This window comes from Conexibacter sp. JCM 18997 (assembly GCF_055391915.1).
The window spans coordinates 455386-481119 of the sequence record NZ_AP043885.1; the positions used below are offsets into that span (position 1 = coordinate 455386).

Sequence of the window (25734 nt, forward strand, 5' to 3'; positions counted from 1 at the left end):
CCCGTCGCCATAGGCGGGGAAGGATACCCCGAGCTAGAGCTCGTAGGCCTCGGCCAGCGCCGGGTCCTTGCGGGCGAGCATCTCGGCCAGATCGACCATCACGCGGCACTGCTTCCAGGTCGCGTCGTCCTGCATCTTGCCGTCGATCATGTGCACGCCGCGCCCGTCGGGGATCGCCTCGATGACCTTCTTGGCGAACTTCACCTCGTCGGGATCGGGCGAGAAGACCTTCTTGGCGATGTCGATCTGGGCCGGGTGCAGCGACCAGGTGCCCACGCAGCCGAGCAGGAACGCGGCCCGGAACTGCGCCTCGCAGCCCTCCAGGTCGCGGATGTCGCCGAACGGGCCGTAGAAGGGGAGGATCCCGGCGGCGGCGCAGGCGTCGACCATGCGGGCGATCGTGTAGTGCCACGGGTCCTGCTGGGCCGACGCGCGCGGGGCCTCGGGATCGTTGGGATCGGGGTCCTCGATCACGCGGTAGCCGGGGTGGCCGCCGCCGACGCGCGTGGTCTTCATGCGCCGCGAGGCGGCCAGATCGGCGGGGCCGAGGCTGATGCCCTGCATGCGCGGCGACGCGGTGGCGATCTCCTCGACGTTGGCCACACCCTGGGCGGTCTCGAGGATCGCGTGCACGAGGATCGGGCGGTCGAGCTTGGCCTTGGCCTCCAGCTGCGCGAGCAGGCGGTCGACGTAGTGGATGTCCCAGGGGCCCTCGACCTTGGGGATCATCACGACGTCGAGCTTGTGGCCGATCTCGCCGACGAGCTGGGTCAGGTCGTCCAGCACCCAGGGCGACTCGAGGCTGTTGACGCGCGTCCACAGCTGCGTGTCGCCCATGTCGATCTCGCGACCGACCTTGATCAGACCCTCGCGCGCGGCCTCCTTGCGATCGACGGAGATCGCGTCCTCGAGGTTGCCGAGCAGGATGTCCACCGACGGCGCGATGTCGGGGACCTTGGCCACCATCTTCTCGTTGGAGAAGTCCAGGAAGTGGATCATCCGCGACGGCCGGAACGGGATCTCGCGGAGCGGGTCCGGAGCGTCGATGGCGAGGGACTTGAAGAAGTCGCGGGGGTTGCGCACGGCGGGTCAGCTCTCCTGATCGATCGGTCGGCGCCGGACGTTAGCCGAGTGGCTTGAGCGTCTCGTCGTGCCCGTAGACCGTGAGCCGGTCGCCGGCCCGCAGCACCGTGTCCGCGGGCGGGACGCCGACGTAGGAGCCGTCGGGATGCTCGACGCCCAGGAGGACGAGGTGCCGGGCCTGGGGGAGGAGCTCGGCGATCGAATGCCCCTCGAGCCGCCCCCCGGGGCGGATGTCGAACTGGCGGATCGCGTAGTCGCCCGACAGGCGCAGCAGCGAGCGGTAGTCCTGCGTGTCGAGGTCGGTGTAGCGCCGCAGCATGCGCTCGATGACTCGCTGCACGAGACGATCGACCGGGCGGATCGCGAACAGGGCGTAGATCAGGAGGAACCCGCCCAGGAGCGTGGCGATCGGCAGCAGGACGCCGTCCTCCTGCCGGGTCAACGTGAGCACGGACGAGCCGACGATGCCGGTCAGGCCGATCGCCCCCCAGACGATCAGCCACTGCACGATCCGCCGGCGGACCGGGTGGTTCATGACCGTCTCGGTCTCCGACGTGGTGAAGCCCGCGCCGAAGAACGCCGAACGGACCTGGAAGCGCGCCACGTCGAGCGAGACGCCCGTCAGGGTCAGGGCGACCGTGCCCACCCGCAGGGTCAGGCCGAGGACGAGGATGGCCGCCAGGATGACGATGACGCCGGTCACGGCGCGGACGCTACTCGGGCCTCCGGGCGAAACCGGGCACTATGTGTGGCGATGACCGAGTTCACAACAGACCAGCGGGCGCGCGAGGCCACCGGCGCCCATCCCTACGGCCGCTACCTCGAGGAGTTCGAGGTGGGCGACGTCTACCAGCACTGGCCCGCCAAGACGGTGACCGAGGGCGACGACCATCTGTTCTGCCTGATCACCATGAACCACCACCCGTTGCACATCAACGACGTGTACGCGGGTCAGAGCCAGCAGGGCCGCAACGTGGTCGTCGGGCCGTACGTCTACTCGCTCGCGCTGGGCATGAGCGTCTCCGACGTGTCGGGCAAGGCGATCGCCAACCTGTCGACCGAGGCGCTGTCGCATCCCGCGCCGGTCTTCCACGGCGACACGCTGTTCGCGGAGACCGAGGTGCTGGAGAAGCGCGAGTCGCAGTCCAAGCCCGACCGCGGGACCGTCAAGGTTCACACCCGCGTGTTCAACCAGGACGGCGTGCTGGTCGCGGAGTTCAAGCGGCTGGTGCTCGTCCCGCGCAAGACACCCGGCGCGTAGGGAGCAGCCGATCCACGGGCCACACCGGTGGTCCGTGGATCCACCAGACCGAGTGTATCCGACCTCGGCCCCCCAATGGGGGGAAAGCTGTGACCAAGGCGGCACGGGCAGCCCGATTGGTCGCTATGGTCCGCGAATCCGGAGGCGGCGCGAGCCAGCCTCCTTTGGCATTCGCAGGCAACGAGGAGCAGACTCCATCGTGAGCACCGAGACCGCTGTCCCGACGTCCCATCGCAAACTGCTCAACTGGGTTGAGGAGATTGCACAGCTCACCCAGCCTGACCAGATCCACTGGTGTGACGGAACGGGCGAGGAGTACGACCGCCTGTGTCAGCAGCTCGTCGACGCCGGGACGTTCAAGCGCCTGGCCGACGCCAAGCGCCCCAACTCCTACCTGGCCTGGTCTGATCCCAGCGACGTCGCCCGTGTCGAGGACCGAACGTACATCTGCTCCGAGGACGAGGCGGACGCCGGCCCGACGAACAACTGGCGCGCGCCGGCGGAGATGCGCGACACGATGGGCGAGCTGTTCACCGGCGCGATGACCGGTCGCACCATGTACGTCGTGCCCTTCTCGATGGGTCCGCTGGGCTCCGACAAGTCGCAGATCGGCGTGCAGGTCACCGACTCGCCCTACGTCGTCGTCTCGATGCGGATCATGACCCGCATGGGCCAGAAGGCGCTGGACCAGCTCGGCTCCGACGGCAGCTTCGTGCCCTGCGTGCACTCGGTCGGCGCCCCGCTGGCCGACGGCGAGGCCGACGTGCCCTGGCCCACGAACGCGACGGTCAAGTACATCGTCCACTACCCCGAGACCCGCGAGATCTGGTCCTACGGCTCGGGCTACGGCGGCAACGCGCTGCTGGGCAAGAAGTGCCTGGCCCTGCGCATCGCCTCGATCATGGCGCGCGACGAGGGCTGGATGGCCGAGCACATGCTCATCCTCAAGCTCACCTCGCCCGAAGGCGTCGTCAAGCACGTCACCGGCGCGTTCCCCAGCGCCTGCGGCAAGACCAACCTGGCGCTGATGGTCCCGACCATCGAGGGCTGGAAGGTCGAGACGATCGGCGACGACATCTCCTGGATGAAGTTCGGCGAGGACGGCCGCCTCTACGCGATCAACCCCGAGTACGGGTTCTTCGGCGTGGCGCCGGGCACCGGCTACAGCAACACCCCCAACGCGATGGCCGCGCTGGAGTCCAACGCCATCTACACCAACTGCGCGCTGACCGACGACGGTGACGTGTGGTGGGAGGGGATGACGAAGGAGAAGCCGGCGCACGCGCTGGACTGGCACGGCGACGACTGGACGCCCGAGGCCGACCATCCGGCCGCGCACCCCAACGCCCGCTTCACGGTGCCGGCGGCGCAGGTGCCGTCGATGGCCTCCGACTGGGAGAACCCGGCCGGCGTTCCGATCGACGCGTTCCTGTTCGGCGGTCGCCGCGCGACCGCGGTGCCGCTCGTGCGCGAGGCGTTCGACTGGGAGCACGCGGTGTTCCTGGGCGCGACGATGAGCTCCGAGCAGACCGCCGCCGCGTTCGGCACGGTCGGCCAGCTGCGCTTCGACCCGTTCGCGATGCTGCCGTTCTGCGGCTACGACATGGCGAAGTACTTCCAGCACTGGCTGGACATCGGGGTCCAGGGCGACAGCGACAAGCTGCCGCGGATCTTCTACGTCAACTGGTTCCGCAAGGGCGACGACGGCTCGTTCCTGTGGCCCGGCTTCGGCGACAACTCGCGCGTGCTGGCCTGGGTCTTCCGGCGCTGCGAGGGCGCGGTCGACGCGGTCAAGACCCCGATCGGGCTCGTGCCCGCCGACGGCGACCTGGACATCTCCGGCCTGGACATCACGCCCGAGGCGCTGCACGAGGTGCTGACGCCCGACCTGGAGGCCATGCGTCAGGAGATCCCGCAGACACGGGAGCACCTGGCCCGCTTCCCCAACCTCCCGCAGGAGATCAAGGACCAGATGGCGGCGCTGGAGCAGCGCCTGGGGGCCTAGCCACCAGGCGTTGGAGACGGGCCAGCCGCTCGTCCCATTCGCCGCCCACCCGCGTCATCCACCCGATCGCCTCCGAGAGGGGCTCGGGGGTGACGCGGTAGCGCAGCTCCCGCCCGGTGCGGCGCGCGTCGACCAGGCGCGCGTCGGCCAGCACCCCGAGGTGCTTGCTGACCGCCTGGCGGGTGACCGGCAGATCGCCGGCCAGCTCGGTCGCGGTGGCGCCGCCGCGGCGGTCGATCTCGGTCAGCACCTGACGGCGCGTCGCGTCGGCCAGCGCGGCGAACACCGCGTCGACGTCGGCTTCGGTCATGCGCCGGCGAGCATCGGCGTCCGCGACGCGGCGCTGGCCCACGGGCCGACGGGCGACTCCGTGACGCGGACGCGCGTGCCGCCGACGGCCGGGGCCAGTTCGAAGGTCACGCGCGAGCCCGGCGCGTCGTCGGTCCACCACCAGAACGACCAGCCCTCGCCGGCGCGGACCTCTTCGACGATCGCCTGCCGGCGCTCGCCGCCGGGCAGCACGAAGGTGGCCTCGCCGCCCTCGCGCAGGTCCAGCTCGACCTCGTCGGCCAGCCACGCCTCGAGCGCGTCGGGCTCGGTCACCGCGTCCCACGCCTGCTCGGCGTCGACGGGCAGGACGACCTCCTTGATGCAACTCATGGGTTGCATGATACCGTGAGGCATATGAGCAACCAAACAGTTGCGCACCTAGGGGTGCCGCAGGCGACCCCCCGTGCGCTCACCGTCCCGATGGTCGTCAAGCAGGACGCTCGGGGCGAGCGCTCGTTCGACATCTTCAGCCGCCTGCTCAACGAGCGCGTGGTGTTCCTGGGCACGCCGATCGACGACCAGGTGGCCAACCTGATCGTGGCTCAGCTGCTGCACCTCGAGGCCGAGGACCCCGAGAAGGACATCCAGCTGTACGTCAACTCGCCGGGCGGGGTGGTCTACGCGGGCCTGGCCATCTACGACACGATGCAGTTCATCAAGCCCGACGTGGCGACGATCTGCTGCGGGATCGCCATGTCGGCCGGGGCGCTCGTGCTGACCGGCGGCGCGCCCGGCAAGCGCGCGTCGCTGCCCAACGGGCGGATCCTCATCCACCAGCCCTCGGGCGGCTTCCAGGGCCAGTCGACCGACATCGAGATCCATGCCCGCGAGGCGCTGGCGCTGCGCGCCCGGCTGGACGAGATCTTCGCCCAGCACACCGGGCAGTCGACCGAGCAGGTGCACGACGACATGGAGCGCGACCGCTTCTTCACCGCCGACGAGGCCAAGGACTACGGCCTGATCGACACCGTCACCAACGGGCGAGCTCGCCCTTGACCAGCAGCTGGTTGACGAAGCCCAGCGGCCCGTCGGGCTGCGGCGTGATGACGGCACGCGCGTAGCTGCGGCCGTTGGCCTCGCCGGAGTCGATCTCGACGCCGGCCAGCTCGTCGGCCAGTGGCCGGCGGGTCACCGCCGAGACGGCGTCGCCGTCGAGGTGGGCGCGCAGCGCCTCCTCGCCCGCCTGGGCCTGGGCCTCGTCGCCGACCAGGCAGAGCACCTCGCGGGGGTCCTCGCCGCCGCGCACGCCGACGGCCACCAGCTGCACGATGTCGGTGCGCGCGCCGCTGGCGGGCAGCAGCGACGCGGACACGACGTCGCCGAGGCAGCCGGCGCCCGCGGCGTACTCGTCGCGGGCGCCCAAGTCGTCCTGGCCGTCGCCGAGGACGTCGGCCAGCGCGCGCTCGCTCGTGGCCACGGCGACGGTCTCGTCATCGGCCAGCAGCAGCGTGTTCGGCGTCAACGGGGCCAGCGCCTCGCTGTCGCCGTCGGACGGGAGCCGCAGCACGTCGCGTCCGCCCGCGCTGGTCGCTTCGGCGCCGAGCTTGGTCGTGGCCGTCTGCACGCGCGCGGCGTCGACCCCGTCGACCCGCGAGGCGCTGCCCTCGGTGCCCAGGCCGATGGTGGTCACCTGGTCGGCGCCGATCGTGTCCAGGCCGATCGACGCCTCGAGGGTGACGAAGCCCTGGACCAGCTGCGGCGCGCCCGCGGCCAGCGGGATCGCCCACCGGCGGGTCAGCCCGTCGTCGGTGGCCACCGCGCGGATCGCCGCCACATCGCTCCAGGCGAAGTAGCGCTCCGTCGACGGACCGACCGACACGGCGTCCAGGGCGTCGGAGAGCCGGCCGGACCCGCCGCCGTCGTCGTCGCCGCAGGCCGCGACGGACGTCACGGCCACGGCCGTGGCGATCAGCGCGAGGCGGCGCCGCACCGCTACTCGTCGCCCAGCCAGCTGCGCAGCCGCAGCTGCGCGAGCGCCGACCGGTAGAAGGCGCCGAGCCGGCCGTCCGCCGCGGGCGTGACCACGACCCGGGCCCAGTCGCGGTCGTTGCTGTCGCCCGTGTCGAACTCCGCGTCGGCGAACTCGTCCTCGCCGTCCAGCGCGTCGCGCAGCTTCGTGTCGGCGCGCTTGGCCTGATCGGCGTCGCCGACCACGCACAGGACGTCGGCGGGGTCGTCGCCGCCGCGCACGCCGATGGCGATCACGTCGCCGGCCTCCGGCGGAGCACCGGCCGACCGGGCGGGCAGGATCATCGCGGCCAGGGCGTCGCCCAGGCAGTTGGCCGCGGAGGCGTACTCGGCGCGGCTGCTGAGCTTGTCGCCGCCCTGGCCGAGCGCCTCGTCGCGGGCCTCCTCGGTGGCCGCCACCACGATCGTGCCGTCCTGCGCCGAGGAGGCGTCCATCAGCCGGGTCAGCGCCTCGCTGTCGCCCTCGAAGCCGTCGATGCGCGTGGCCCCGTTGCCGGTGCCGATGGTGATGAACCGGTCGGCGGAGAAGAGGTCCACGCCCGAGCCGTCGCGGGTCATGACCACGCGCTGGGTCAGCAGGGGCGCGCCCATCGTGGCCGGGACGCTCCAGCGCAGGAAGTCGTCGCCCCCACCCTCGCCCGGCGTGGGCAGGTCGGTCTCCTCGCGCAGCGCCGCGACGTCGGTGTAGGCGAAGGACTGCTCGGAGGCGGCGCCGGCGCTGACGGCGTCCAGGGCGTCGGGCAGCCCGCCGGAGCTGCCGCCGCCGGAATCTCCACAGGCGGACACGCCGAAGGCGAGCACCGCGACCAGGACCGCTGATGTCTTGCGCACGAGCGCCGAGGTACCCGTTGGCGCGTCGGCGCAAGCCCCGATCAGCCCGACAGCCAGGGGTCGATGCCCTCGGCCACGATTCCGCGCCGCCGACCAGGCAGAGCACCTCCGTCGGATCGGGCGGCCGCCGTGGCGGCGGCCCCTCACGAGCCGATCACCCTCGCGGCTCGCCGCCCAGCCACGTGGCGACGCTGCTGCGCCGGAGGGCCTCCATCACGAACCCCAGCGGCTGGTCGGCCAGTGGGGTGATCGTCGCCCGCGCCCACTGCGCGTCGCCGTCGCCGCCGGTCTCGACGTCCGCGCCGGCGATCAGCTCGTCCATCGTCTGGCCGGTGACCATGTCGCGGGCCCCGGGGGCGAGCGCGTCGCGCAGCGTCTGCGCCGCCGCGTCGGCCTGGCCCTCGTCGCCGATCGCGCACAGCAGCTCGACGGGATCGTCGCCGCCGCGCACGCCGGTGGCCACGTACCGGACGCTGCTGACGCCGATCCCGCTCGCGGGGGAGATCGTGGCCGACACGACGTCGCCCAGGCAGTCGGCGGCGGCCGCGTAGGCGGCCTGGTCGACCAGCGGGTCCTGGCCCTCGCCCAAGGCGTCCTCGAGCGCCCGCGCGTCGCTGGCCAACACGACGGTCTCGTCCTCGGCGAGGACCAGCGGCAGCCGCATGAAGGGGAGGAACACCGCGGGGTCGTCGGAGCCGAGGTCCACCGGGCCGAAGTCGAGCACCTCGTGCTCGCCCGCCCGGCTCGCGGTGGCGCCGGCCTTGCGCACGCCGTCGGCGACGGCCGCGCCGTCCACGCCGTCCATGCGGATCGCGTTGCCCTGGTCGTCCTGCCCGATCGTGATCGCCTGGTCGGCGCCGTAGAGGTCGAGCCCGACGGCGTCCCGGAGGGAGATCGCGCCCGGCGCGATGAGCGAGGCGCCCGTGCCCAGCGGCGTCTGCCAGTGCCGCAGGGCGTCCATGTCCTGGGTCGGATCGTCGGGGAGGTCGGCCAGCTCCCGGATGGCCGCGATGTCGCTCCAGGCGAACGAGCGCTCGGTGGCGGGGCCGGCGCTGACGGAGTCCAGCGCGTCGGACAGGCGGCCGGAGCCGCCGCCGTCGTCGCCTCCGCAGCCCGCTGCGGCCAGTCCGAGCGCGGCGGTGAGCGCCGCCGCGGTCAGCCGGCCAGCCACCGGCTCACCAGCCCCTTGGTCAGCGCCTCGGTGGTCACGCCGAGCGGCTCGAACTCGGAGATGGTGACGACCGCGCGGGCGAAGGCCGCGTCGCCGCTGCCGCCCTCGTCGATCTCGATGTCGAAGCCCTCGTACAGATCAGCGCCCTCGGCCTGGAGCGTGGCCCGCAGCGCGTCCGCCGCCTGTGCGGCCTGCGCCTCGTCGCCGATCGCACAGAGCACGTCGGTGGGGTTGTCACCGCCGCGGGTGCCGGTGGCCACCAGGTCCGCATCCCGCACGCTCAGCCCGGCCGCGGGCAGGATCGTGGCCGACACGACGTCGCCCAGGCACTCGGCCGCCGCCGCGTAGCCGGCCCGGTCGGCCAGCGTGGTCTCGCCGTCGCCGAGGATCTGGCCCAGCGCTTGCGCGTCGGTGGCCAGCGCGGCGCTCTCGTCGTGGATGTAGGCGTAGCGCAGGTCGGGGTCGAGCCGGGCGGGGGCCTCCGTGTCCGGGCCCAGCTCGAGCACGTACCGGTCGCCCAGCTCCGTCTCCCCGTCGGTCTGCTTGGCCACCTCCGAGTGGAGCACCGAGACGTTCGCGTCGTCCAGGCGCAGGGCGAAGCCCGCGTCCCCGCCACCCAGGGTCGTCGCCGCGCCGATGTCGTACGGGTCCAGCCCGGCGGCCTCGCGCGTCTCGGGCGTGAGCTTGGCCAGCAGCGGCGCGCCGACGCTCAGCGGCGTCAGCCAGCGGCGCAGCGCGTCGTCGCTGAAGTCCCCCGACGGGAGGTCGCCGGCCTGATCGCGGATGGCGCCGACGTCGCTCCAGGCGAAGGACCGCTCCGCGGCCGGTCCCGGGCTGACGGAATCCAGGGCGCCGGACAGGGCGGGCTCGTCGCTGCCGCATGCCGCCAGGCAGGAGACGGCGAGCACGGCGGTGACGGCGGCAGCGGGGCGCATGGCGTCGCGGTACCCCGCTGCCTCAGTTCACATGCGGGCCTGACCGGGGTCGAGCCCGCTCAGCCCAGCAGGTAGACGACCGCGACCGACGTGGACACCTGCTGGCGACCGTTCTGCACGGGCGTCGGGGTGCTCGCGTCGGCCGTCGCCTGCGGGGCGGCGGCGGCGCTCTCGCGGGCCACGGGGCTGAGTCCCTGGCCGGGATCGAGGTCGATGGCCTGCACGCCGATCACGCGCAGCCCGACCGCCGCGGCGGCGGCGTCGGCCCGGGCGCGGGCGTCGGCCAACGCGGCCGCCTCGGCCTCGGCCTGTCCGGCCGATGGGTTGGAGAAGCCGAAGTTCGGCCCGTCGACGTTGTCGGCGCCGGCCGCGGTCAGCGCGTCCAGCACCGGGCCGGCCTGGGTGGCGTCGGTCAGGTGGATCGACAGCGACGAGCGCGCGACGAAGCGGACCTTCGGGCGCTTCTTGAAGGTCTGGCGCGAGACGCCCACGCTGGTCGTGGTGATGTCCGCGCGGTTCACGCCGAGGCGATCCAGCGCGGCCAGCAGGTCGTTGGTGCGGCGGGCGACGTCCTCGCGCGACGCGGCGGCGCTCGTCGTGGTCTTCTCGACGGAGGCCGAGATGTCGGCGGTGTCGGGCGTGACGAAGGCCGTGCCCTGGCCGACGACGGCCAGCGTGGGGGGATCGGCGGCCTGGGCGGCGGCAGGGACGACCAGGGCCGCGGCGACGGCCAGGAGGGGCAGCGTTCGACGGAGCATGGTCAGTGCCGGTCGTCGGACGTGGCGGCCGGCGGGCGCGACTCCTCGGCCAGCGAGGTGATCGCCAGGATGCCGCGGGCGGCCTCCTCGAGCACCTCGGTCGCCTCGTCCAGCGAGCGCGCGTACAGCTCGACCAGCAGGTGGACGGTGATGCGCGTGTCGTCCTCGTGCTTGTGGAAGCGCACGTGGGTGAAGAACTCGCGCGTGCCGTGGTCGCCGAAGGCGGCGTAGGAGAGCGCGTCGCCCGCCTCGGGGCCGCTGCAGGTCTCGACGTCGTCGGCGTCGACGGTGACGGTCACCGAAGCGACCCACGGCGTGCCGGCGATCATCCGCTCCCAGCGGTCCTCGATGGGCTCGACGCGACCGTTGAGGAACCCGAGGTGGGGCTGGTCGTGCATGCAGTCCAGGCACTGCACGACGGCCTCCTGCAGCTCGTCGACGACGTCGGCGCGCTCACCGGTCACGGGGTCGATCTTGTGGATGCCCTCGTAGTGGACCTGGACCTCGAGGTCCTGGGACCAGCACCGGTAGCAGCGCAGCCACGACTTGGTGTCGACCGAATCCATGGTCAGAGCATAGGCCCGGCCTGGGCGTGAGCGTGTGGTCATGCCCGTACTACGCCGGGCACGGGCGTGTCATCACACGCCCGTGCCCGGTTGCGGTCGATCAGGCCGAGACGGCCTGCAGACGGAACTGCTGGACCAGGTGCTCCAGCTCCTCGGCCGTGCGGGCCAGGTCCTGCGCGCTGGCGGCGATCTGCTGCGTCGACGCGCTGGTCTGCTCGGTCGAGGCCGAGACCTGCTCGGCGGAGGCCGACGACTGCTCGGCCACGCTGGCCACGTCGTTGGTCGACGCGGCGATCGCGGCGATGCGATCGCTGACGTCGGCCACGGCCAGGCTGATGCGGTCGAAGGCGTCGCGGGCGGTGCCCACGACCTCGGCGCCGGCCTGCGAGCGGGCCGCCGCGTCCTCGACCAGCTCGACCGTGCGGCTCGTCTCGCCCTGGATCTGCTCGATCAGGTTCGAGATCGTGCCGGCGGCCGCCTGGGACTCCTCGGCCAGCTTGCGCACCTCTTCGGCGACGACCGCGAAGCCGCGGCCCTGGTCGCCGGCGCGGGCGGCCTCGATGGCCGCGTTGAGCGCCAGCAGGTTGGTCTGCTCGGCGATGCCGCCGATCGTCGACACGATGCCGCCGATCTCGTCGGACTTGTCGGCCAGCGAGCGGATCGCCGACGTGACCTGCTCGGTCGAGTCGCGCACCGCGGCCATCGCCTCGGTCGCCTCGGTGGACGCCGCCGAGCCCTCGGCGGCGATGCCGCTGGCGTCGCGGGCGACGCGCTCGGTCTCCTCGGCGATCCCGCGCGTCGTCTCGACGGCCTGGACCTGCTGCGTGGCGCCCTGGGCGACCTCGGTGATCGCCCCGGCGATCTCGGCCACCGCGCGGCCGGCCTCTTCCGAGGTCGACGCCATCTGCTGCGACGCCGAGCTGACCGACGAGGCCGAGTGCGACACCTGCCCGATCAGCGTGCTCAGCTCGGCGCGCGTCTGGTCGTAGGAGGTGATCGCGCCGGACGCGCGGCCGAGCATCTCGTCGAACGTGCGCGACAGCTCGCCCAGCTCGTCACCGGCCGTGCTGTTAATCGGCTCGGTGTTCGAGGCGGCGGGCACGGTCAGGTCGCCGGCGGCGAGGGCCTTCAGGCCCCCGTCGAGCTCCTGCAGGCCGCCGTCGCTGAGCTCGCGCAGGCGGGCTCCGACGAGGCCGACCGGGCGGGTCACCGACCGGGTGACCAGCAGCGCGGCGGCGAGGCCGATCAGGGCGGCGGCGATCCCGATGATCAGGATCGTGCGCTGGTCGCTGTCGGCGGCCGACGTGGCCGCGGCGACCTTCGCCTCGGTCTGGGCGGTGACGGCCGTCTGGACCTGCTCGAAGGAGTCCTCGAGCTTGGGCAGCGAGGGGAGGATCGTCTCCAGGTAGGGGGTGCGCGACCCGTCGCGCTCCTCGGCCTCGTCGACGGTCTCCTGGCGCGACGTGGCGATCGTCGTGTTGACGAGCTTGGAGAAGTCGGCGTTGCGGGCGACCGCCGTCTGCACGGCGGCCTTGGCGGCGGGCGTCTCGGCCCAGCCGTCGAGCGTGCGCAGATCGGTGGAGATGTCCTTCTGCAGCCGCGTGATCTCCTTGCTGACGGCGTCCTGCTCCTTGAGCGCACCGTCGAAGACGTACAGGTGCCGAGCGACGTTGTGGCCCTCGTCCTGCATGTTGGACTCGATCGACGTCGCGGCGGCGGCCGCGTCCTGGTCGGCGCCGCTGCCGAGGCTGGTGACGTCCTTCTTCAGAGAGCCGACCGACGTGAGCGCGACGACCGCGATGACGGCCAGTAGGGCGATGACGAGGGCGAACGCGGCTCCAAGACGCACGCCCAGGCGAAGCTGAGAAAGCAGGCGCACTGGTGAGAACGCTTCCGTGGGTTTCGGTGGATGGTGCTCTCGTTTGTCGCCTTCGCGCTATCCGCCTTGAGCAAGTCGGACAGCGGTGTTTCGCCAATGGCGCGGGTGCGCTAGCCGCCGATTGCGCTCATCGGACGATCCGGCTGGATGAAGCCGGGCTCGTTCACCTGGTGCTTGAGCTCCTTGCGCCAGACCGCCGATCGGATGATCTGCTCGAGCTCGTCGTCGTCGGCGCCGGCCCGGATGGGGCCGCGCAGGTCGGTCTCGTTGTGGCTGAAGAGGCAGGTCCGCAGCTTGCCCTCGGCGGTGATGCGGATGCGGTCGCAATCGCCGCAGAACGGTTCGCTGACGGGGTTGATGAACCCGATGCGGCCCTGGCCGTCGGCGAAGCGGTAGACGCGGGCGGTGGCGTGCGGTTCGCGCGGCTCGGCTTCCAGGGGGTAGACGGCGTGGATGGCGGCGCGGATCTCGTCGCCGGTGAGGACCATGTCGGGTGTCCAGGTGTGGCCGGCGTCCAGCGGCATGAACTCGATGAAGCGGACCTCGTAGGGGTGCTCGCGGGCGAAGCGGGCGAACGGGATCGCCTCGTCCTCGGTGAAGCCGCGCATGGCGACCGCGTTGACCTTGATCGGGTGCGCCTGCGGGAACGCGGCCAGCGCCTCGAGGCCGCGCAGGACGCGCTCCAGCGCGTCGCGGCGGGTCATCTGGAAGAAGCGGTCGCGCTGCAGCGAGTCGATGCTCACGTTGAAGCGCGTCGCGCCGGCGTCGACCAGCGCGGCGGCGTCGCGCTCCAGCAGGTAGCCGTTGGTGGTGATGGCCAGGTCGTCGACCAAGGGGGCGAGCATCGAGACCAGCGTGGGGAAGTGGCGGCGGACCAGCGGCTCGCCGCCGGTCAGGCGCAGGTCGCGCACGCCCATCTCGGCCAGCAGCCCCACGACCCGGGCGATCTCCTCGAACGTGAGGACGTCGTCGCGGTCCAGCCAGGTCAGGCCCTCGGCGGGCATGCAGTACTGGCAGCGGAAGTTGCACCGGTCGGTGACCGAGATGCGCACATCACCGATCCGGCGGCCATGTCCATCGATCAGCTGAGCGCGTGCCATCTGGGACACACCCTAGATGCTGGGTGGCGGCGAAGCGACTACAGGACGCCGACGGCGCCGAGCGCGATCGCGACGACCACCGCGACCACGAACAGCATGAGTGCCCCGTCAACGCCCCGCAGCGAAGAAAGCGAGTTCATGGGAGCAGTGTCGGCACTGGCCGGCGATCCGGCCATCCAACGTTCGTCCGGTTGGCGCCCTGTCAACTCATGGTCGCGAGGAATTCCGGCGTCCGTGGCGAATCCTCGTTCGTCATGCTCGGCGTCGCCTATCTCGCCGCGATCCTGCTGCCGCTGCTGCTCGCCCTGGGCTCCGCCGCGGCGTTCGTGGCCCGGCGCCTGGAGGTGCCCGAGGCCGAGGAGGGCGAGCCGGCGACCGTGTCCGAGCTGCGCCCGCCCGCGCCGCCGGCCCCGTCCCTGCCGGTGGGCTTCCGCTACGACGCCGTCGCGCCCGGCCCGCTGCAGATGGTCGACGGCGAGGGGCCGTCCACGAAGGTCTGCCCGGACTGCGCCGAGACCGTGCTGCACTCGGCCCGCGTGTGCCGGCACTGCCGCTTTCGCTTCAGCCCGCCGCTGAGCGGGTCGCACGCGGTCTGACGCCGGCGCGCGGCTACCTGCCGCGAACGATCAGCCACATGAACGTCGCGGCGAAGCCGAGCTCGCCGAACGTGGCCGCGGTGCCGAGGTTGGCGGCGCCGAAGACCAGCGCCACGAGCGTCGGCACGATGAACGCGACGACGAGCAACGCCAGCTGGCCGTACCAGCGGTCGAGGGTCACGGGGCGTCGGCCTGGCGCTCGAGCACGGACAGAAGCGTAGGGATGTCGGCCGCCGGATCCTGCTCGCCCAGCAGCCGCAACCCGGCGCGCCGCCCGCCGAGCGCCCGCAGCCCCGCGTCACCCCGTTCGGCCAGGAAGTCGGCCAGCGCGCCCGCCCGGCGCGCGCCCACCCGCCGCTCGGCCACGTCCAGCTCCGCGCGGTGCGCGGCCAGAGCGTCGGCGAGCTCGACGATCCCGGCGACGGGGGCCACCGAGGAGACGCTCACCACCGGCGTCGCGCGAGCGCCCAGCGACCGCAGCGCGGCCGACAGATCCCGCCGCGCGCGCAGCGCCACCACGCCGAGGTCCGCCTTGGTCACGACCAGGACGTCGGGCACCTCCATGATCCCGCTCTTGAGGAACTGCAGCGCGTCGCCGGAGCCGGGCTGCACGATCACCGCGACGGTGTCGGCCACCTCGGCCACCTCGGTCTCCGACTGGCCCACGCCGACCGTCTCGATGACCACGACGTCGAACGCCGTCGCCAGCGCGGAAGCGGCCGCGCGCGTCGACGGCGCCAGCCCGCCCAGCCGCGTTCCCGCCGCCGTCGAGCGGATGAAGATCGCCCGGTCCTCGGGGTCGTGGACGATCCGGGCGCGGTCGCCCAGGAGCGCGCCGCCCGAGCGCTTGGACGACGGATCCACGGCCAGCACGGCCACCGACTGGCCGCGCGCGCGCCACTGCGCCACCAGCGCGCTCAGCAGCGTCGACTTGCCCGCGCCCGGCGGTCCGGTGATGCCGACGACGTGCCCGGCCGCCTCACCGCCCAGCGCCGCGGGGGAGACGCCGCGCAGCAGGTCGGCGATCTCCGCCCGCCGCGTGGGCGAGCGGTTCTCCACCAGGTTCAGCACCGCGGGCGCGGCGGACAGATCGCCGTCGCGCAGCCGCGCGGCGAGGTCCTCGCTCACGCGGGGGCGACGACCCCGTTGCGCTCCGCGACGAGCGCGACGATGTCGGCCATGATCCGGGTCAGGTCGAAGTCCTTGGGCGTGTAGACGCGGGCCACGCCGGCCGCCTTCAGCTCGGCCACGTCGGCGTCGGGGATGATCCCGCCGACCACGACCGGCACGTCGACGCCGGCGTCGCGCAGCGCGTCCATCACCGCGGGGATCAGCTCGCGGTGCGAGCCCGACAGGATCGACAGGCCGATCACGTGCACGCCCTCGTCCAGCGAGGACTTGGCGATCTGCACGGGGGTCAGGCGGATGCCGTCGTAGACGACGTCCATGCCCGCGTCGCGCGCGCGCACCGCGATCTGCTCGGCGCCGTTGGAGTGCCCGTCCAGGCCGGGCTTGCCGACGAGGATCTTCAGCGTGCGCCCGAGCTGCTCGGAGAGCTCCTCGACGTCCTCGCGCACCTCGTCGAGCTCCACGGACACCACCCCGGCCGTGGCCTCACCGACGCCGGTCGGGCCGCGGTACTCGCCAAAGGCGTCGCGCAGGGCCTGCGCCCACTCGCCGGTCGTCGCGCCCGCGCGAGCCGCGGCGATCGTCGCCTCCATGATGTTCTGCGACTCGTCGGCGGCCACCCGCGCCAGCTCGGCCAGCGCGGCCTGCACGGCCTCGCTGTCGCGCTCGGCCTTCCAGCGCTCCAGCGCCTCCTTGGCGTGCTGCTCGACCCCGGGGTCCACGGTCAGGATGCCGCCGTCCTCGCCGGCGGCCAGCGGGGAGGGCTCGGTGTCGACGTACTTGTTGATGCCGACGACGATCTGCTCGCCGTTCTCGATGCGCTTGATGCGCTCGCGGTGGGAGTCGACCAGCGCGCCCTTCATGTAGGCGACCGCCTCGACCGCGCCGCCGTGCTCGCCGACGATGGCCAGCTCGGCCCGGGCGCCCTCGAGCAGCTCGGCCACCAGGCCGTCCATCACGACCGAGCCCTCGAAGATGTCGGGGTACTCGAGCAGGTCGGTCTCGAAGGCCAGCACCTGCTGGATGCGCAGCGACCACTGCTGATCCCAGGAGCGGGGCAGGCCCAGCGCCTCGTTCCAGGCCGGCAGCTGCACGGCCCGGGCGCGGGCGTCGCGGCCCAGCGTGACGGCCAGGGCCTCGAGCACGATGCGCTGCACGTTGTTCTCGGGCTGCTGCTCGGTCAGGCCCAGCGAGTTGACCTGGACGCCGTAGCGGAAGCGCAGGTGCTTGGGATCCTCGACGCCGTAGCGCTCGCGGCCGATCTCCTCCCACAGGATCGACATGGCGCGCAGCTTGGCGTGCTCCTCGATGAAGCGCACGCCGGCGTTGACGAAGAAGGAGATGCGGGCGAAGACCTTGCCCATCTGGTCCTCGGGGACACGCTCACGGGCGGCGTCGAGCACGCCGATCGCGTTGGCCATCGCGTAGGCGATCTCCTGGACCGGCGTGGCGCCCGCCTCCTGCAGGTGGTAGCTGCAGATGTTGATCGGGTTCCACTTGGGCACCTCGGTGACCGTGTAGGCGATCATGTCGGCGATCAGCCGCATGGACGGCTCGGGCGGGAACGCGTAGGTCCCGCGGGCCAGGAACTCCTTGACGATGTCGTTCTGCGTCGTGCCCTGCAGGTCGGCCGCGGCGACGCCCTGCTCCTCGGCGGCGACGATGTACAGCGCCAGCAGCCAGGCCGCCGTCGCGTTGATCGTCATCGACGTGTTCATCTCGCCCAGCGGGATGCCGTCCATCAGCTGGCGCATGTCGCCCAGGTGGCTGACCGGGACGCCGACCTTGCCGACCTCGCCGCGGGCCAGCACGTGATCGGCGTCGTAGCCCGTCTGCGTGGGCAGGTCGAAGGCGACGGAGAGGCCCGTCTGCCCCTTGGCCAGGTTGGACCGGTAGAGCTCGTTGGACTTCTCGGCGGTGGAATGACCCGCGTACGTGCGCATCATCCAGGGCCGATCCGGCTCCGGCAGACGGTGACTCATGAGTCAATTGTACGGTTCAGCCCCGTGCCGAGTCGCGCTGCCACCGCCCTCAAGCTCCGTGCCGCGGACGCGCTGGACCGCGTCCGCGGGCACCACGATCCGCTTGTTCCGCCCCGCCGGCTGCAGTTCGTCGGCGCCGGAGACTTCGCCGCGACCGGCGACGAGTTCCTCGGGCACCTGACCGAGCTGGCCGATCTGACGCCCGACAGCGACGTCGTCGACATCGGCTGCGGGATCGGGCGCATCGCCCGCCCGCTGGCCGGCTACCTGACCACCGGCACCTACGCCGGGTTCGACGTGGATCCGCGCGGGATCGCCTGGTGCAGCACGCGCTATCCGGCCGGTCGCTTCCACTTCGCGCTGGCCGACCTGCACAACGCCCGCTACAACCCGGCCGGCACCGCGTCGGCGCGCGACTACCGCTTCCCCTACGACGACGCCCGCTTCGACGTCGCCGTCATGACCAGCGTCGTGACCCACCTGCAGGCGCCCGAGGCCGAGCACTACCTGGCCGAGAGCCTGCGCGTCCTGCGCCCCGGCGGTCGCCTGCTGGCCACGTTCTTCCTGCTCGATCCCGCGTCCCGCGCCGCGCTGCGCGCGGGCCAGACGACGATCCCCTTCCCGACCGAGGACCCGGACGCCGAGTCGGCCGTCGCCGACCCGACGCTGCCCGAAGAGGCCGTCGCCTTCGACGAACGCTGGGTGCGCGAGCGCCTCGACGTCCGCTCCATCAACCCGGGCCAGTGGCGAGGCTCGCCCGGCCGCTCCTACCAGGACATCGTGATCGCATGCGCTTGATCGACCTCAACCACCTCGGCCGCGAGCAGGTGATCGGCTCCTGGCTGGTCGGCGAGGTGCTGATCGACCCGGGCCCGTCCTCCTGCCTGGACGCGCTGCTGGAGGGGCTCGACGGCGAGATCCCCAAGGTGATCGCGCTCACGCACATCCACCTCGACCACGCGGGCGCGACCGGCACGCTGGCCGAGCGCTGGCCCGGCGTCGAGGTGTGGGTCCACGAGCGCGGCGCGCGCCACATGGCGCAGCCCGAGAAGCTGATCGCCTCGGCCGAGCGCCTGTACGGCGACGACATGGCGCGCCTGTGGGGCGAGTTCAAGGCGGTTCCGGCGGACCGCATCCGGGTGGTCGGCGACGAGCGCCTGGGCGACTTCGTGATCGCGCGGACGCCCGGGCACGCATCCCATCATGTGTCCTATCTGCACGAGCCGACCGGGAGCGCCTTCACCGGCGACACGGCCGGGGCCCGCATCGCCGGCAGCCCGGTGATCGGCCCGACGCCGCCGCCCGACATCGACGTCGAGGCCTGGCTGGGCTCGTTGGACCTGATCGAGTCGTGGTCGCCCGACCGCCTCGTCCCGACCCACTTCGGCGCCCACGAGGACGTCGCCGGCCAGCTGGCCGAGCTGCGGCTGTGGTTCGACACGTGGGTCCCGCAGGTGCGCGAGCTCGATATCGAGACGTGGGTGTCTGAACACCACCAGTGGGTGGAGGCGCGCAGCACCGAGGCGATCGCCGCGGCGCTCAGCCAGGCCGTGCCGACCGACCAGGCCTATCTCGGCCTCGAGCGCTACTGGTCCAAGCGAGAGGCGTAGTCTGCACGGAGATGTCGCAGACGATCGAACAAGAACGCACGACCGGACCCGGCAGCGGTCTGGGTGCGCCGTGGCGGGTCATCGTGCGCAACGACGACCACAACACCTTCGACCACGTCGCCGGCACGCTGGCCCGGACGATCCCCGGCGTGAGCCTGCCGGAGGGATTCGCGATCGCCGACCGGATCCACAACACTGGTCGTGCGGTCGTGTGGACGGGACACAAGGAGCTGGCCGAGCTGTACTGGGAGCAGCTGCACATGGCGGGGCTGACGATGGCGCCGCTGGAGCAGGGTTGACGGCGGGACGGACCTGACACCACGGATGGGCAAGATGGATGACATGCCAGCTGGACCCGCGAGCGGGGATCGCGCCGCGCGTGAGCGTGCGCTGCTGCGCCGCTACCACGAGTTCGGCGACACCGCCGCGCGCGACCAGCTGGCCGAGGAGATGCTGCCGCTCGCGCGGGCGCTGGCCGGGCGCTACGCCAACCGCGGCGAGCCGCTGGACGACCTGATCCAGGTCGCCTGCATCGGGATCATGAAGGCGATCGACGGCTTCGACCTGAGCCGTGAGGTCCGCTTCAGCTCCTACGCCACGCCGACCGTGCTCGGCGAGATCAAGCGCCACTTCCGCGATCGCACCTGGGCGCTGCACGTCCCGCGGGGCACGCAGGAGCTGCAGCTGAAGGTCGCCCGCGCCCGCGACGAGCTGACCAACCAGCTCGGCCGCTCGCCCACCGTCGAGGAGATCGCCAAGGCGGTCGAGGCCTCGCTGGAGGACACGCTGGCCGCGATCCAGTCCGCGCAGGCGCACCGCACGCGCAGCTTCGACGAGCCGGTGGGGGAGGACTCCACGCTGGCCGAGTCGCTCGGCGACGCCGACCCCGAGCTGGGCCGGGCCGAGATCCGCGTGCTGATCGACGAGGCGCTCGACGTGCTGTCCGACCGCGACCGCGAGATCCTGCGCCTGCGCTTCGAGGAGGACCTCACGCAGACCGAGATCTCCAAGCTGATCGGCGTCTCGCAGATGCAGGTCTCGCGCCTGATCCGCCAGTCCCTGGCCCGCATGCGCATGGACATCGAGTCCTCCGCGCCGCGGCGCTCCTCCGCCGCCTGAGCCGATGCTCGGCCGCGCCCGGATCGCCACACGGCTCCCGGCGCAGGATCTCGAGCGGGCGCGGCGCTTCTACGCGGAGAAGCTCGGCCTGGAGCCCGTCGAGGAGCGCGAGGGCGGCCTGCGCTACGAGGGCGCCAGCGGGGTGTTCGCGCTGTTCGCCACCGAGGGTGCGCCGTCGGGCACCCACACGCAGATGGCCTTCGACGTCGACGACCTCGAGGCGACGGTCGCCGCGCTCCGTGAGCGCGGCGTCGTCTTCGAGGACTACGCGATGACCACGGACGGCATCGCGCGGGTGGAGGGCAACTACCCCAGCAAGGGCGGCGTCGGCGAACTCGCTGCCTGGTTCCACGACAGCGAGGGCAACCTGCTGGGGGTCGGCCAGGCGCTGCGCTAGGCGGCGGTGTCCGACGTCGCCGGCGCCGTCTCCGGCGTGGTGACCTCGGGGTAGCCGCCGTGCACGAGGCGGTCCTGCCAGACGTACAGCACCGGCACCTGGTACCAGCCCTGGTGGTTGACGCGGAAGGCGATCGCCTCCTCGCCGCCCCAGAACCGCTCCCACTCCAGCTTGGAGTCGAAGGACGCGATCTGCAGGAACTTGTAGCGATCGTCGCGGCTGCGATAGACGTCGTAGTGCGTGGCGCCGTAGCGCATCACGATCGGCGCGAAGGCCGACAGCGCCTCGGCGAACGCGTCGTGACGGAAGCCCGTCGCGTACCAGGGGACGTGAACCACGCCACCCTTGCTGGGACCGGCCATGTCAGCCCACCTCCGCGTGGATCGCACCGGGGCCATCCTCGATCTGGCCGTCGCCCTCGCTGGGCGCGCCGACGAGGATGGAGATCTTGCCGAGGTGCTTGTTCTCGTGCATCAGCTGGTGGGCCTCCGCCACCTGGTCAAAGCCCATCGTCTTCCAGAGGACGGGTCGGATCTTGTTCTGCTCGATCAGCTGGTTGGCCTTGTGGCACTCCCACGCGTTGGCGAAGTGCGAGCCGATGATCTGCTTCTGGCGCATCCACAGGTAGCGCACGTCGAAGTCGAGCTGGAAGCCCGACGTCGCACCGCAGATGACGACCTTGCCGAACGGCTTGACGGCCAGGACCGAGGTCGGGAACGTGGCCTTGCCGACGTGCTCGAAGACGACGTCGGGCGGCTCGCCGAGGATCTCGTTGACGCGGTTGGAGAACGCGCGCGAGACCTTGAAGCGCGCCTTGTCCTCCTCGGGCGTCTCGCCGCCCTTGCGCATCATCCCGGCGAACTCGGCCCGGTTGATGTAGTCCACAGCGCCCAGGCGCTTGATCAGCTCGCCCTTCTCGTCGGAGGAGACGACCCCGACGCAGTCGGCGCCGGCCGCCTTGCAGAGCTGGACGGCGAACACGCCCAGGCCGCCGGCGGCGCCCCAGATGAGGACGCGATGCCCGGCCTGGATCTTGGCCTGGTCCATGAGCATGCGGTAGGCGGTGAAGTAGGTCAGCCCGTAGGAGGCGGCGGCCTCCCAGTTGAGGTTCCTGGGCTTGGGCAGCAGCTGCTGGGCCTGCACCTTGGTGAACTGGGCGAAGGAGCCCCAGGTCGTCTCGTAGCCCCAGATCCGCTGGCTCGGCGCGGCCATCGGGTCCAGGCCGTGGACCTCGACGTCCTCGTAGGAGGCCTGGTTGCAGTGCACGACGACCTCGTCGCCGACCTTCCACCGGGTGACGCCGTCGCCGACCTTCCACACGACGCCCGAGGCGTCGGAGCCGCCGATGTGGTGGCCGTACTCCGGGTGGTCGCCGTACCCGAACACCGACACGGGCTTCCCGAGGGCGGCCCACACGTTGTTGAAGTTCACGCCGGCGGCCATCACGCGCACGATCACTTCGAACGCGCCAGGCTCGGGTACCTCGATCTCTTCGATCTGGAACGCGTCCTTGGGCTCGCCCAGACGGTCCTCGCGGATGACCCACGCCGCCATGGTCGGCGGCAGCTCGCCAGGCTCGGTGGCGACATGCGTGACTTGTGAGAGATCGACGGCCATATGGCGCCGAATCCTACCCGGGCTTCAATCCAGGAAGCCCCGTCGCCAGATCAGCGTGATCAGCACGACGAGGAAGATCAGCGGCAGGCCGACCCCCAGGGTCCAGAACCAGATCGGCGTGTCGATCTTGTCCACCAGCCAGCCGAAGTTCATCCCGAAGAAGCTCGACACCGCGGTCAGCGGCAGGAAGATCGTGGCGATCAGCGACAGCCGCTCGCTGGCCTCGGCCAGGCGGTTGTTCGTCATGCCCTCGGCCAGGTGGATCGCCCCGGTCAGGCGGTCGCGCTCGGCGTCGGCCCGCCCGGCCAGCTTGTAGAGGTGGTCCTGCACGTCGCGGAAGTAAGCCTGCGACACCTCGCCCAGGCCCGGCAGCTGCTCGAGCTCGGAGACCGAGCGGTCGAACACGTCGCGTTGCGCGGTGAGGATCCGCTCGATCTTCAGCACGGGCTTGCGCAGCGTCACGATGTCGCGGCGCGCGTCCTTGGCGTCGCCTTCGAGCACCTCGTTCTCGAGCCGGTCGATGCGCTGATCGATCTCGTGCATGACCGGGAAGTAGGAGTCGGTCAGCGAGTCGACGACGCGATAGACGATCCAGCGATCGTCGCCGGGGTCCGTGGAGCGGTCGTGCAGGTCGTCCAGCGACAGGCACGGGTGCCGGCGCACGGTCAGCAGCCACTGCGAGCCGACGATCAGGTGGGTCTCGACGAGCAGGATCTCGCCGTCGTCCTCCAGCCGCGCGCCGTAGAAGACCAGCAGCAGGTGGTCGCCGTAGTGGTCCAGCTTGGGGCGCTGGGAGAACTCCTCGCTGTCCTCCAGGGCCAGCGGGTGGACGCCCAGTTCCTGCGAGGCGTTCCTCAGCTCCTCGTCCGACGGATCGAGCAGGTCGATCCACACGTACTCGCCGCGCTCGCGCGCCTGGTCGAGCGCGGCCCGATCCGGAGCCGACAGGACCTGCATCAGCGCCCCACTACGGCAGCATCAGGTCCTGCTGGGACGTGGGGCGTTCCTTGCCCACGTCGAGCGTGGCGCCGCGGATGTCGTCGCCGGCCACGTGCACGGAGTAGGTGCCCTCGCGGACGTCGGCCGACAGCGTGGCGTTGTCGCTGGGGTTGATCGGGCCGGTGGCCTGCCGCACGCCGGCGGCGCCGCTGCCCGGCTTGTCGGCCGTCTCCAGCGTCACCTGCTGGGAGCGGTTGGTGCCGTTGACGACCAGCAGCTTGATCGGGCCGGCGCCGAAGCTCGTGGGCGAGACCGACACCTTGTCCTTGGCGATCGAGGCCGTGACGATGATCGGCGCGGGCGGCCGGTCGGTGTTCTTGTAGTCGGTGTCGTCGCCGCAACCGGCAGCGATCAGCGAACCGGCGATAGCGGCCGTTCCGACAGCGGCGTGCATGCGTTGCGTACGGGCCATCCCTCTCCGGTTGCGCACCCTACTGCGAATGGTCGATCTCGGCGAGGCGCGCTTGCAGCGCGTCCCACGCGGCCGGCTCGGCCGCTTCGTACTCGCGTCCCCGAAGCTCGGCCAACGTGGCGCGATAGACGTCCCAGGCCTCGCGCTCGACCTCGAGGCGCTCCAGCTCCCGGCCTGTCGCGAACGACATCATCGAAGGCGATGCTACCCCGATCGGCGGTCGTTGCAGCGCAACCGCAGTTTCATGCCGTCGGGGGCGTGTCGTAGGACACGGGGATGGATCTCGTCGACCACCCGCTGCGCAGCGCCGAGTTCCTCGTGGTCGACACGGAGACGAACGGCTACGGGGGCGATCGCTGCGAGCTGACCGAGGTCGGCGCGGTGCTCGTCGGCGGCGGGGAGCTGCACGATCGTTTCGCCTCGCTGTGCGCGGTGCGCGCGCCGCTGTCGCGCGGCGTGCAGCGCCTGACCGGCATCACCAACACGATGCTCGACGAGGCGCCGGAGGCCGAGATCGCGCTGGCCGACCTGCTCGAGCAGCTCGAGGGGCGCGTGCTCGTGGCCCACAACGCGGCGTTCGACCGGCGCGTGCTCGCGCAGGCCTGCGAGCGCGCCGGGTTGACGTGGCCCGATCCACCCGCGCTGTGCACGGTGGCGCTGGCCCGGCGGTTCGCGCCGCTGGCCCGCCAGCGCAAGCTCCGCCCGCTGGCCGAGTCGCTGGGCATCGAGGTCCACGAGGTGCACCGCGCGCTGGCCGACGCCGAGACGACCGCGCGGGTGCTGTGCGCGCTGCTGCCCAAGCTGGCCGCGCACGCGACCACGGTGGGGGAGGCGATCGCCGCGTTGCGTCCGACGCGCCCGTCGAAGCGCACCCGTGCGGGGGCGACGGACGGCGGGCGCCACGGGGCGCGCCGGCGCCGCTCGACGGCCGCGCCGGACATGACCGACGTCCCGGACGAGCCCGGCGTCTACATCTTCCGCAACGCCGAGGGACAGGTCCTCTACGTGGGCAAGTCGGTGTCGGTGCGCTCGCGGGCCCGGGCCCACTTCGCGCCCAGCAGCGCGCCGTCGGCCTGGACCGCGCAGGCCACGATCGTCGACTTCCAGCAGGCCGCGTCCGAGCTGGGCGCGCTCGTGCTGGAGAACCGCCTGATCAAGCGCTTCACGCCGCCGGGCAACGTGCGCCTCAAGCATCAGGACCGCTACGTGTACGTGCGCTGCCGTCTGGACATCGCGTTCCCGGTGCTCGAGGTCGCGGCCGCGCCGGCCGCCGGCCACGCCGTCAATGTCGGGCCGCTGCGCGGTCGCGCCGTCGCGGGCGAGCTGGTCGAGCAGCTCAACTCGCTGTTCGGGCTGCGCCATTGCGGGCGCGGGCTGCCGCGCCGCGAGCATCCCAGCGCCTACGGGCAGATGGGGCGCTGCCTCTCGCCGTGCCTGGGCGACCTGGACCCGAACCTGTACCGGCGCCGGCTCGACCAGGCGCTGGCGCTGTTCAGCGGCCGGCACGACGGCGGCACGGCGCTGCTGGACCACCTCGACGCGGCCGTGCGCGCCGCCGCCGAGGCCCAGCAGTACGAGCGCGCGGCCGGGCTACGGCGCCGGCGGGGGCGGTTGGAGCAGCTCCTGTCGCGCCTGGACGGCACGCTGGCCGCCACGCACGCGCGTCCGCGTCTCGTGCGCGCACCGCACCCGCGCGATCCCGCCCGAGGCGACCTGTTCTGGCTGATCGACGGCCGGGTGGCCGACTTCGGCGCGGTCGGCGAGGGCGACATCGCCGAGCGCACCCGCGTCGCGCTGGGCCGCTGGGATCCGCGCCGCCCGACCACCCACGTGCCCGCCGACGAGGTCGACGAGGTGCGGATCGTGGCGTCCTGGGTGGCTGCCAACCTTCCGCCGCAGCTCGCCCTGGACCCCAGTCCGAATGGCGAGCGGCTGCGCGCCTTTGCAACCGAGACGGCCTGATCCGACTTCGTGCGACACGTTACGA

General features: G+C 72.0%; 30 protein-coding genes. 10 read left to right on the forward strand and 20 right to left on the reverse strand.

Annotated elements, in window-relative coordinates; translation table 11 throughout:
- Window positions 1–33: 33 nt before the first annotated feature.
- Entirely contained in the window at window positions 34–1083 is a 1050-nt protein-coding gene (locus ACZ5UI_RS02390) for an HpcH/HpaI aldolase/citrate lyase family protein (RefSeq protein WP_464193844.1), read from the reverse strand.
- Window positions 1084–1123: 40 nt separating this feature from the next.
- Window positions 1124–1786: a TrkA C-terminal domain-containing protein gene (locus ACZ5UI_RS02395; protein WP_464193846.1), complete on the reverse strand. Its 663-nt coding sequence runs from the start codon at window positions 1784–1786 to the stop codon at window positions 1124–1126.
- Between the two features lie 51 nt (window positions 1787–1837).
- Here ACZ5UI_RS02395 and ACZ5UI_RS02400 point away from each other — a divergent pair, with 51 nt between their 5' ends.
- Both ACZ5UI_RS02400 and ACZ5UI_RS02405 read left to right on the forward strand, forming a co-directional pair.
- On the forward strand, window positions 1838–2344 hold the full coding sequence (locus tag ACZ5UI_RS02400) for a MaoC family dehydratase (protein WP_464193848.1): 507 nt from the start codon (window positions 1838–1840) through the stop codon (window positions 2342–2344).
- Window positions 2345–2543: 199 nt separating this feature from the next.
- Window positions 2544–4349, forward strand: coding sequence for a phosphoenolpyruvate carboxykinase (GTP) (locus ACZ5UI_RS02405; protein ID WP_464193850.1), 1806 nt, complete (start codon window positions 2544–2546; stop codon window positions 4347–4349).
- Here ACZ5UI_RS02405 and ACZ5UI_RS02410 read toward each other — a convergent pair.
- Both ACZ5UI_RS02410 and ACZ5UI_RS02415 read right to left on the reverse strand, forming a co-directional pair.
- Window positions 4306–4659: an ArsR/SmtB family transcription factor gene (locus tag ACZ5UI_RS02410; protein WP_464193852.1), complete on the reverse strand. Its 354-nt coding sequence runs from the start codon at window positions 4657–4659 to the stop codon at window positions 4306–4308. The two genes, ACZ5UI_RS02405 and ACZ5UI_RS02410, sit on opposite strands and share 44 nt — an antisense overlap.
- Window positions 4656–5009, reverse strand: a complete 354-nt coding sequence (locus tag ACZ5UI_RS02415) for an SRPBCC family protein (protein WP_464193854.1) — start codon at window positions 5007–5009, stop codon at window positions 4656–4658. The genes ACZ5UI_RS02410 and ACZ5UI_RS02415 overlap by 4 nt, the downstream gene beginning before the upstream one ends.
- A 24-nt stretch (window positions 5010–5033) precedes the next feature.
- Between ACZ5UI_RS02415 and ACZ5UI_RS02420 the strand changes: the two genes are divergently transcribed.
- Complete coding sequence (locus ACZ5UI_RS02420; RefSeq protein ID WP_464193856.1) at window positions 5034–5675, forward strand: ATP-dependent Clp protease proteolytic subunit; 642 nt, start codon at window positions 5034–5036, stop codon at window positions 5673–5675.
- Here ACZ5UI_RS02420 and ACZ5UI_RS02425 read toward each other — a convergent pair.
- From ACZ5UI_RS02425 to moaA, 8 genes are all read right to left on the reverse strand, one after another.
- On the reverse strand, window positions 5650–6609 hold the full coding sequence (locus ACZ5UI_RS02425; RefSeq protein WP_464193858.1) for a hypothetical protein: 960 nt from the start codon (window positions 6607–6609) through the stop codon (window positions 5650–5652). The genes ACZ5UI_RS02420 and ACZ5UI_RS02425 overlap by 26 nt on opposite strands.
- A 2-nt stretch (window positions 6610–6611) precedes the next feature.
- Window positions 6612–7478, reverse strand: a complete 867-nt coding sequence (locus ACZ5UI_RS02430; protein ID WP_464193860.1) for a hypothetical protein — start codon at window positions 7476–7478, stop codon at window positions 6612–6614.
- A gap of 154 nt (window positions 7479–7632) precedes the next feature.
- Window positions 7633–8649, reverse strand: coding sequence for a hypothetical protein (locus ACZ5UI_RS02435; protein ID WP_464193862.1), 1017 nt, complete (start codon window positions 8647–8649; stop codon window positions 7633–7635).
- Entirely contained in the window at window positions 8634–9584 is a 951-nt protein-coding gene (locus ACZ5UI_RS02440) for a hypothetical protein (RefSeq protein WP_464193864.1), read from the reverse strand. Before ACZ5UI_RS02440 ends, ACZ5UI_RS02435 begins: the two co-directional genes overlap by 16 nt.
- 59 nt (window positions 9585–9643) lie before the next feature.
- On the reverse strand, window positions 9644–10342 hold the full coding sequence (locus tag ACZ5UI_RS02445; RefSeq protein ID WP_464193866.1) for an SIMPL domain-containing protein: 699 nt from the start codon (window positions 10340–10342) through the stop codon (window positions 9644–9646).
- A gap of 2 nt (window positions 10343–10344) precedes the next feature.
- Complete coding sequence (locus ACZ5UI_RS02450) at window positions 10345–10908, reverse strand: hypothetical protein (RefSeq protein WP_464193868.1); 564 nt, start codon at window positions 10906–10908, stop codon at window positions 10345–10347.
- Between the two features lie 100 nt (window positions 10909–11008).
- Window positions 11009–12757: a methyl-accepting chemotaxis protein gene (locus ACZ5UI_RS02455; protein ID WP_464193870.1), complete on the reverse strand. Its 1749-nt coding sequence runs from the start codon at window positions 12755–12757 to the stop codon at window positions 11009–11011.
- Window positions 12758–12897: 140 nt separating this feature from the next.
- Window positions 12898–13887 (reverse strand): GTP 3',8-cyclase MoaA, encoded by a 990-nt coding sequence (gene moaA, locus ACZ5UI_RS02460; RefSeq protein WP_464193872.1) that lies wholly within the window; start codon window positions 13885–13887, stop codon window positions 12898–12900.
- Window positions 13888–14141: 254 nt separating this feature from the next.
- Between moaA and ACZ5UI_RS02465 the strand changes: the two genes are divergently transcribed.
- A complete protein-coding gene (locus tag ACZ5UI_RS02465) occupies window positions 14142–14483 on the forward strand; it encodes a hypothetical protein (protein WP_464193874.1) in 342 nt (113 codons plus the stop codon).
- A gap of 13 nt (window positions 14484–14496) precedes the next feature.
- Here the strand turns inward: ACZ5UI_RS02465 and ACZ5UI_RS02470 are convergent, their stop codons facing one another.
- Genes ACZ5UI_RS02470 through ACZ5UI_RS02480 form a run of 3 tightly spaced genes read right to left on the reverse strand, consistent with a single transcriptional unit; the run spans window position 14497 to window position 17593 of the window.
- Window positions 14497–14664 (reverse strand): hypothetical protein, encoded by a 168-nt coding sequence (locus tag ACZ5UI_RS02470; protein WP_464193876.1) that lies wholly within the window; start codon window positions 14662–14664, stop codon window positions 14497–14499.
- The gene (locus ACZ5UI_RS02475; RefSeq protein ID WP_464193878.1) at window positions 14661–15611 is read right to left on the reverse strand and encodes an ArgK/MeaB family GTPase; all 951 of its coding nucleotides are present in this window, start codon (window positions 15609–15611) and stop codon (window positions 14661–14663) included. The genes ACZ5UI_RS02470 and ACZ5UI_RS02475 overlap by 4 nt, the downstream gene beginning before the upstream one ends.
- On the reverse strand, window positions 15608–17593 hold the full coding sequence (locus ACZ5UI_RS02480; protein WP_464193880.1) for a methylmalonyl-CoA mutase family protein: 1986 nt from the start codon (window positions 17591–17593) through the stop codon (window positions 15608–15610). The genes ACZ5UI_RS02475 and ACZ5UI_RS02480 overlap by 4 nt, the downstream gene beginning before the upstream one ends.
- Window positions 17594–17617: 24 nt before the next feature.
- Here ACZ5UI_RS02480 and ACZ5UI_RS02485 point away from each other — a divergent pair, with 24 nt between their 5' ends.
- The 5 genes from ACZ5UI_RS02485 to ACZ5UI_RS02505 are packed head-to-tail and all read left to right on the forward strand — an operon-like array spanning window position 17618 to window position 20719.
- Entirely contained in the window at window positions 17618–18391 is a 774-nt protein-coding gene (locus tag ACZ5UI_RS02485) for a class I SAM-dependent methyltransferase (RefSeq protein ID WP_464193882.1), read from the forward strand.
- Window positions 18382–19203: an MBL fold metallo-hydrolase gene (locus ACZ5UI_RS02490; protein ID WP_464193884.1), complete on the forward strand. Its 822-nt coding sequence runs from the start codon at window positions 18382–18384 to the stop codon at window positions 19201–19203. Before ACZ5UI_RS02485 ends, ACZ5UI_RS02490 begins: the two co-directional genes overlap by 10 nt.
- 11 nt (window positions 19204–19214) lie before the next feature.
- Window positions 19215–19502 (forward strand): ATP-dependent Clp protease adaptor ClpS, encoded by a 288-nt coding sequence (locus tag ACZ5UI_RS02495; protein WP_464193886.1) that lies wholly within the window; start codon window positions 19215–19217, stop codon window positions 19500–19502.
- A gap of 43 nt (window positions 19503–19545) precedes the next feature.
- Complete coding sequence (locus ACZ5UI_RS02500; protein ID WP_464193888.1) at window positions 19546–20322, forward strand: SigB/SigF/SigG family RNA polymerase sigma factor; 777 nt, start codon at window positions 19546–19548, stop codon at window positions 20320–20322.
- Between the two features lie 4 nt (window positions 20323–20326).
- A complete protein-coding gene (locus ACZ5UI_RS02505) occupies window positions 20327–20719 on the forward strand; it encodes a VOC family protein (protein WP_464193890.1) in 393 nt (130 codons plus the stop codon).
- Here the strand turns inward: ACZ5UI_RS02505 and ACZ5UI_RS02510 are convergent.
- From ACZ5UI_RS02510 to ACZ5UI_RS02530, 5 genes are read right to left on the reverse strand one after another with little or no spacing between them, the layout of a single operon-like run.
- Window positions 20716–21081: a hypothetical protein gene (locus ACZ5UI_RS02510; protein ID WP_464193892.1), complete on the reverse strand. Its 366-nt coding sequence runs from the start codon at window positions 21079–21081 to the stop codon at window positions 20716–20718. The two genes, ACZ5UI_RS02505 and ACZ5UI_RS02510, sit on opposite strands and share 4 nt — an antisense overlap.
- Window position 21082: 1 nt before the next feature.
- Window positions 21083–22336, reverse strand: coding sequence for a crotonyl-CoA carboxylase/reductase (ccrA, locus tag ACZ5UI_RS02515; protein WP_464193894.1), 1254 nt, complete (start codon window positions 22334–22336; stop codon window positions 21083–21085).
- Window positions 22337–22360: 24 nt separating this feature from the next.
- Window positions 22361–23293: a magnesium transporter CorA family protein gene (locus ACZ5UI_RS02520; protein WP_464193896.1), complete on the reverse strand. Its 933-nt coding sequence runs from the start codon at window positions 23291–23293 to the stop codon at window positions 22361–22363.
- A 10-nt stretch (window positions 23294–23303) separates the two neighbouring features.
- The gene (locus ACZ5UI_RS02525; RefSeq protein WP_464193898.1) at window positions 23304–23729 is read right to left on the reverse strand and encodes a hypothetical protein; all 426 of its coding nucleotides are present in this window, start codon (window positions 23727–23729) and stop codon (window positions 23304–23306) included.
- Window positions 23730–23766: 37 nt separating this feature from the next.
- Window positions 23767–23940 carry a hypothetical protein gene (locus ACZ5UI_RS02530; RefSeq protein WP_464193900.1) on the reverse strand — a complete coding sequence of 58 codons (174 nt, stop codon included), beginning with the start codon at window positions 23938–23940 and terminating at the stop codon, window positions 23767–23769.
- An 83-nt stretch (window positions 23941–24023) separates the two neighbouring features.
- Here ACZ5UI_RS02530 and ACZ5UI_RS02535 point away from each other — a divergent pair, with 83 nt between their 5' ends.
- Window positions 24024–25709: an exonuclease domain-containing protein gene (locus ACZ5UI_RS02535; protein ID WP_464193902.1), complete on the forward strand. Its 1686-nt coding sequence runs from the start codon at window positions 24024–24026 to the stop codon at window positions 25707–25709.
- The last annotated feature ends 25 nt before the right edge of the window (window positions 25710–25734 follow it).

What these genes read in the sequence shown, in the direction of transcription:
- ACZ5UI_RS02420 (WP_464193856.1), top strand. Translation starts at nt 5,034, where the DNA reads ATGAGCAACCAAACAGTTGCGCACCTAGGGGTGCCGCAGGCGACCCCC.
- moaA (WP_464193872.1), bottom strand. Translation starts at nt 13,887, where the DNA reads ATGGCACGCGCTCAGCTGATCGATGGACATGGCCGCCGGATCGGTGAT.
- ACZ5UI_RS02530 (WP_464193900.1), bottom strand. Translation starts at nt 23,940, where the DNA reads ATGATGTCGTTCGCGACAGGCCGGGAGCTGGAGCGCCTCGAGGTCGAG.
- ccrA (WP_464193894.1), bottom strand. Translation starts at nt 22,336, where the DNA reads ATGGCCGTCGATCTCTCACAAGTCACGCATGTCGCCACCGAGCCTGGC.
- ACZ5UI_RS02450 (WP_464193868.1), bottom strand. Translation starts at nt 10,908, where the DNA reads ATGGATTCGGTCGACACCAAGTCGTGGCTGCGCTGCTACCGGTGCTGG.
- ACZ5UI_RS02400 (WP_464193848.1), top strand. Translation starts at nt 1,838, where the DNA reads ATGACCGAGTTCACAACAGACCAGCGGGCGCGCGAGGCCACCGGCGCC.
- ACZ5UI_RS02480 (WP_464193880.1), bottom strand. Translation starts at nt 17,593, where the DNA reads ATGAGTCACCGTCTGCCGGAGCCGGATCGGCCCTGGATGATGCGCACG.
- ACZ5UI_RS02525 (WP_464193898.1), bottom strand. Translation starts at nt 23,729, where the DNA reads ATGCACGCCGCTGTCGGAACGGCCGCTATCGCCGGTTCGCTGATCGCT.
- ACZ5UI_RS02445 (WP_464193866.1), bottom strand. Translation starts at nt 10,342, where the DNA reads ATGCTCCGTCGAACGCTGCCCCTCCTGGCCGTCGCCGCGGCCCTGGTC.
- ACZ5UI_RS02535 (WP_464193902.1), top strand. Translation starts at nt 24,024, where the DNA reads ATGGATCTCGTCGACCACCCGCTGCGCAGCGCCGAGTTCCTCGTGGTC.
- ACZ5UI_RS02500 (WP_464193888.1), top strand. Translation starts at nt 19,546, where the DNA reads ATGCCAGCTGGACCCGCGAGCGGGGATCGCGCCGCGCGTGAGCGTGCG.
- ACZ5UI_RS02510 (WP_464193892.1), bottom strand. Translation starts at nt 21,081, where the DNA reads ATGGCCGGTCCCAGCAAGGGTGGCGTGGTTCACGTCCCCTGGTACGCG.
- ACZ5UI_RS02410 (WP_464193852.1), bottom strand. Translation starts at nt 4,659, where the DNA reads ATGACCGAAGCCGACGTCGACGCGGTGTTCGCCGCGCTGGCCGACGCG.
- ACZ5UI_RS02505 (WP_464193890.1), top strand. Translation starts at nt 20,327, where the DNA reads ATGCTCGGCCGCGCCCGGATCGCCACACGGCTCCCGGCGCAGGATCTC.
- ACZ5UI_RS02490 (WP_464193884.1), top strand. Translation starts at nt 18,382, where the DNA reads ATGCGCTTGATCGACCTCAACCACCTCGGCCGCGAGCAGGTGATCGGC.
- ACZ5UI_RS02520 (WP_464193896.1), bottom strand. Translation starts at nt 23,293, where the DNA reads ATGCAGGTCCTGTCGGCTCCGGATCGGGCCGCGCTCGACCAGGCGCGC.
- ACZ5UI_RS02465 (WP_464193874.1), top strand. Translation starts at nt 14,142, where the DNA reads ATGCTCGGCGTCGCCTATCTCGCCGCGATCCTGCTGCCGCTGCTGCTC.
- ACZ5UI_RS02495 (WP_464193886.1), top strand. Translation starts at nt 19,215, where the DNA reads ATGTCGCAGACGATCGAACAAGAACGCACGACCGGACCCGGCAGCGGT.
- ACZ5UI_RS02440 (WP_464193864.1), bottom strand. Translation starts at nt 9,584, where the DNA reads ATGCGCCCCGCTGCCGCCGTCACCGCCGTGCTCGCCGTCTCCTGCCTG.
- ACZ5UI_RS02415 (WP_464193854.1), bottom strand. Translation starts at nt 5,009, where the DNA reads ATGAGTTGCATCAAGGAGGTCGTCCTGCCCGTCGACGCCGAGCAGGCG.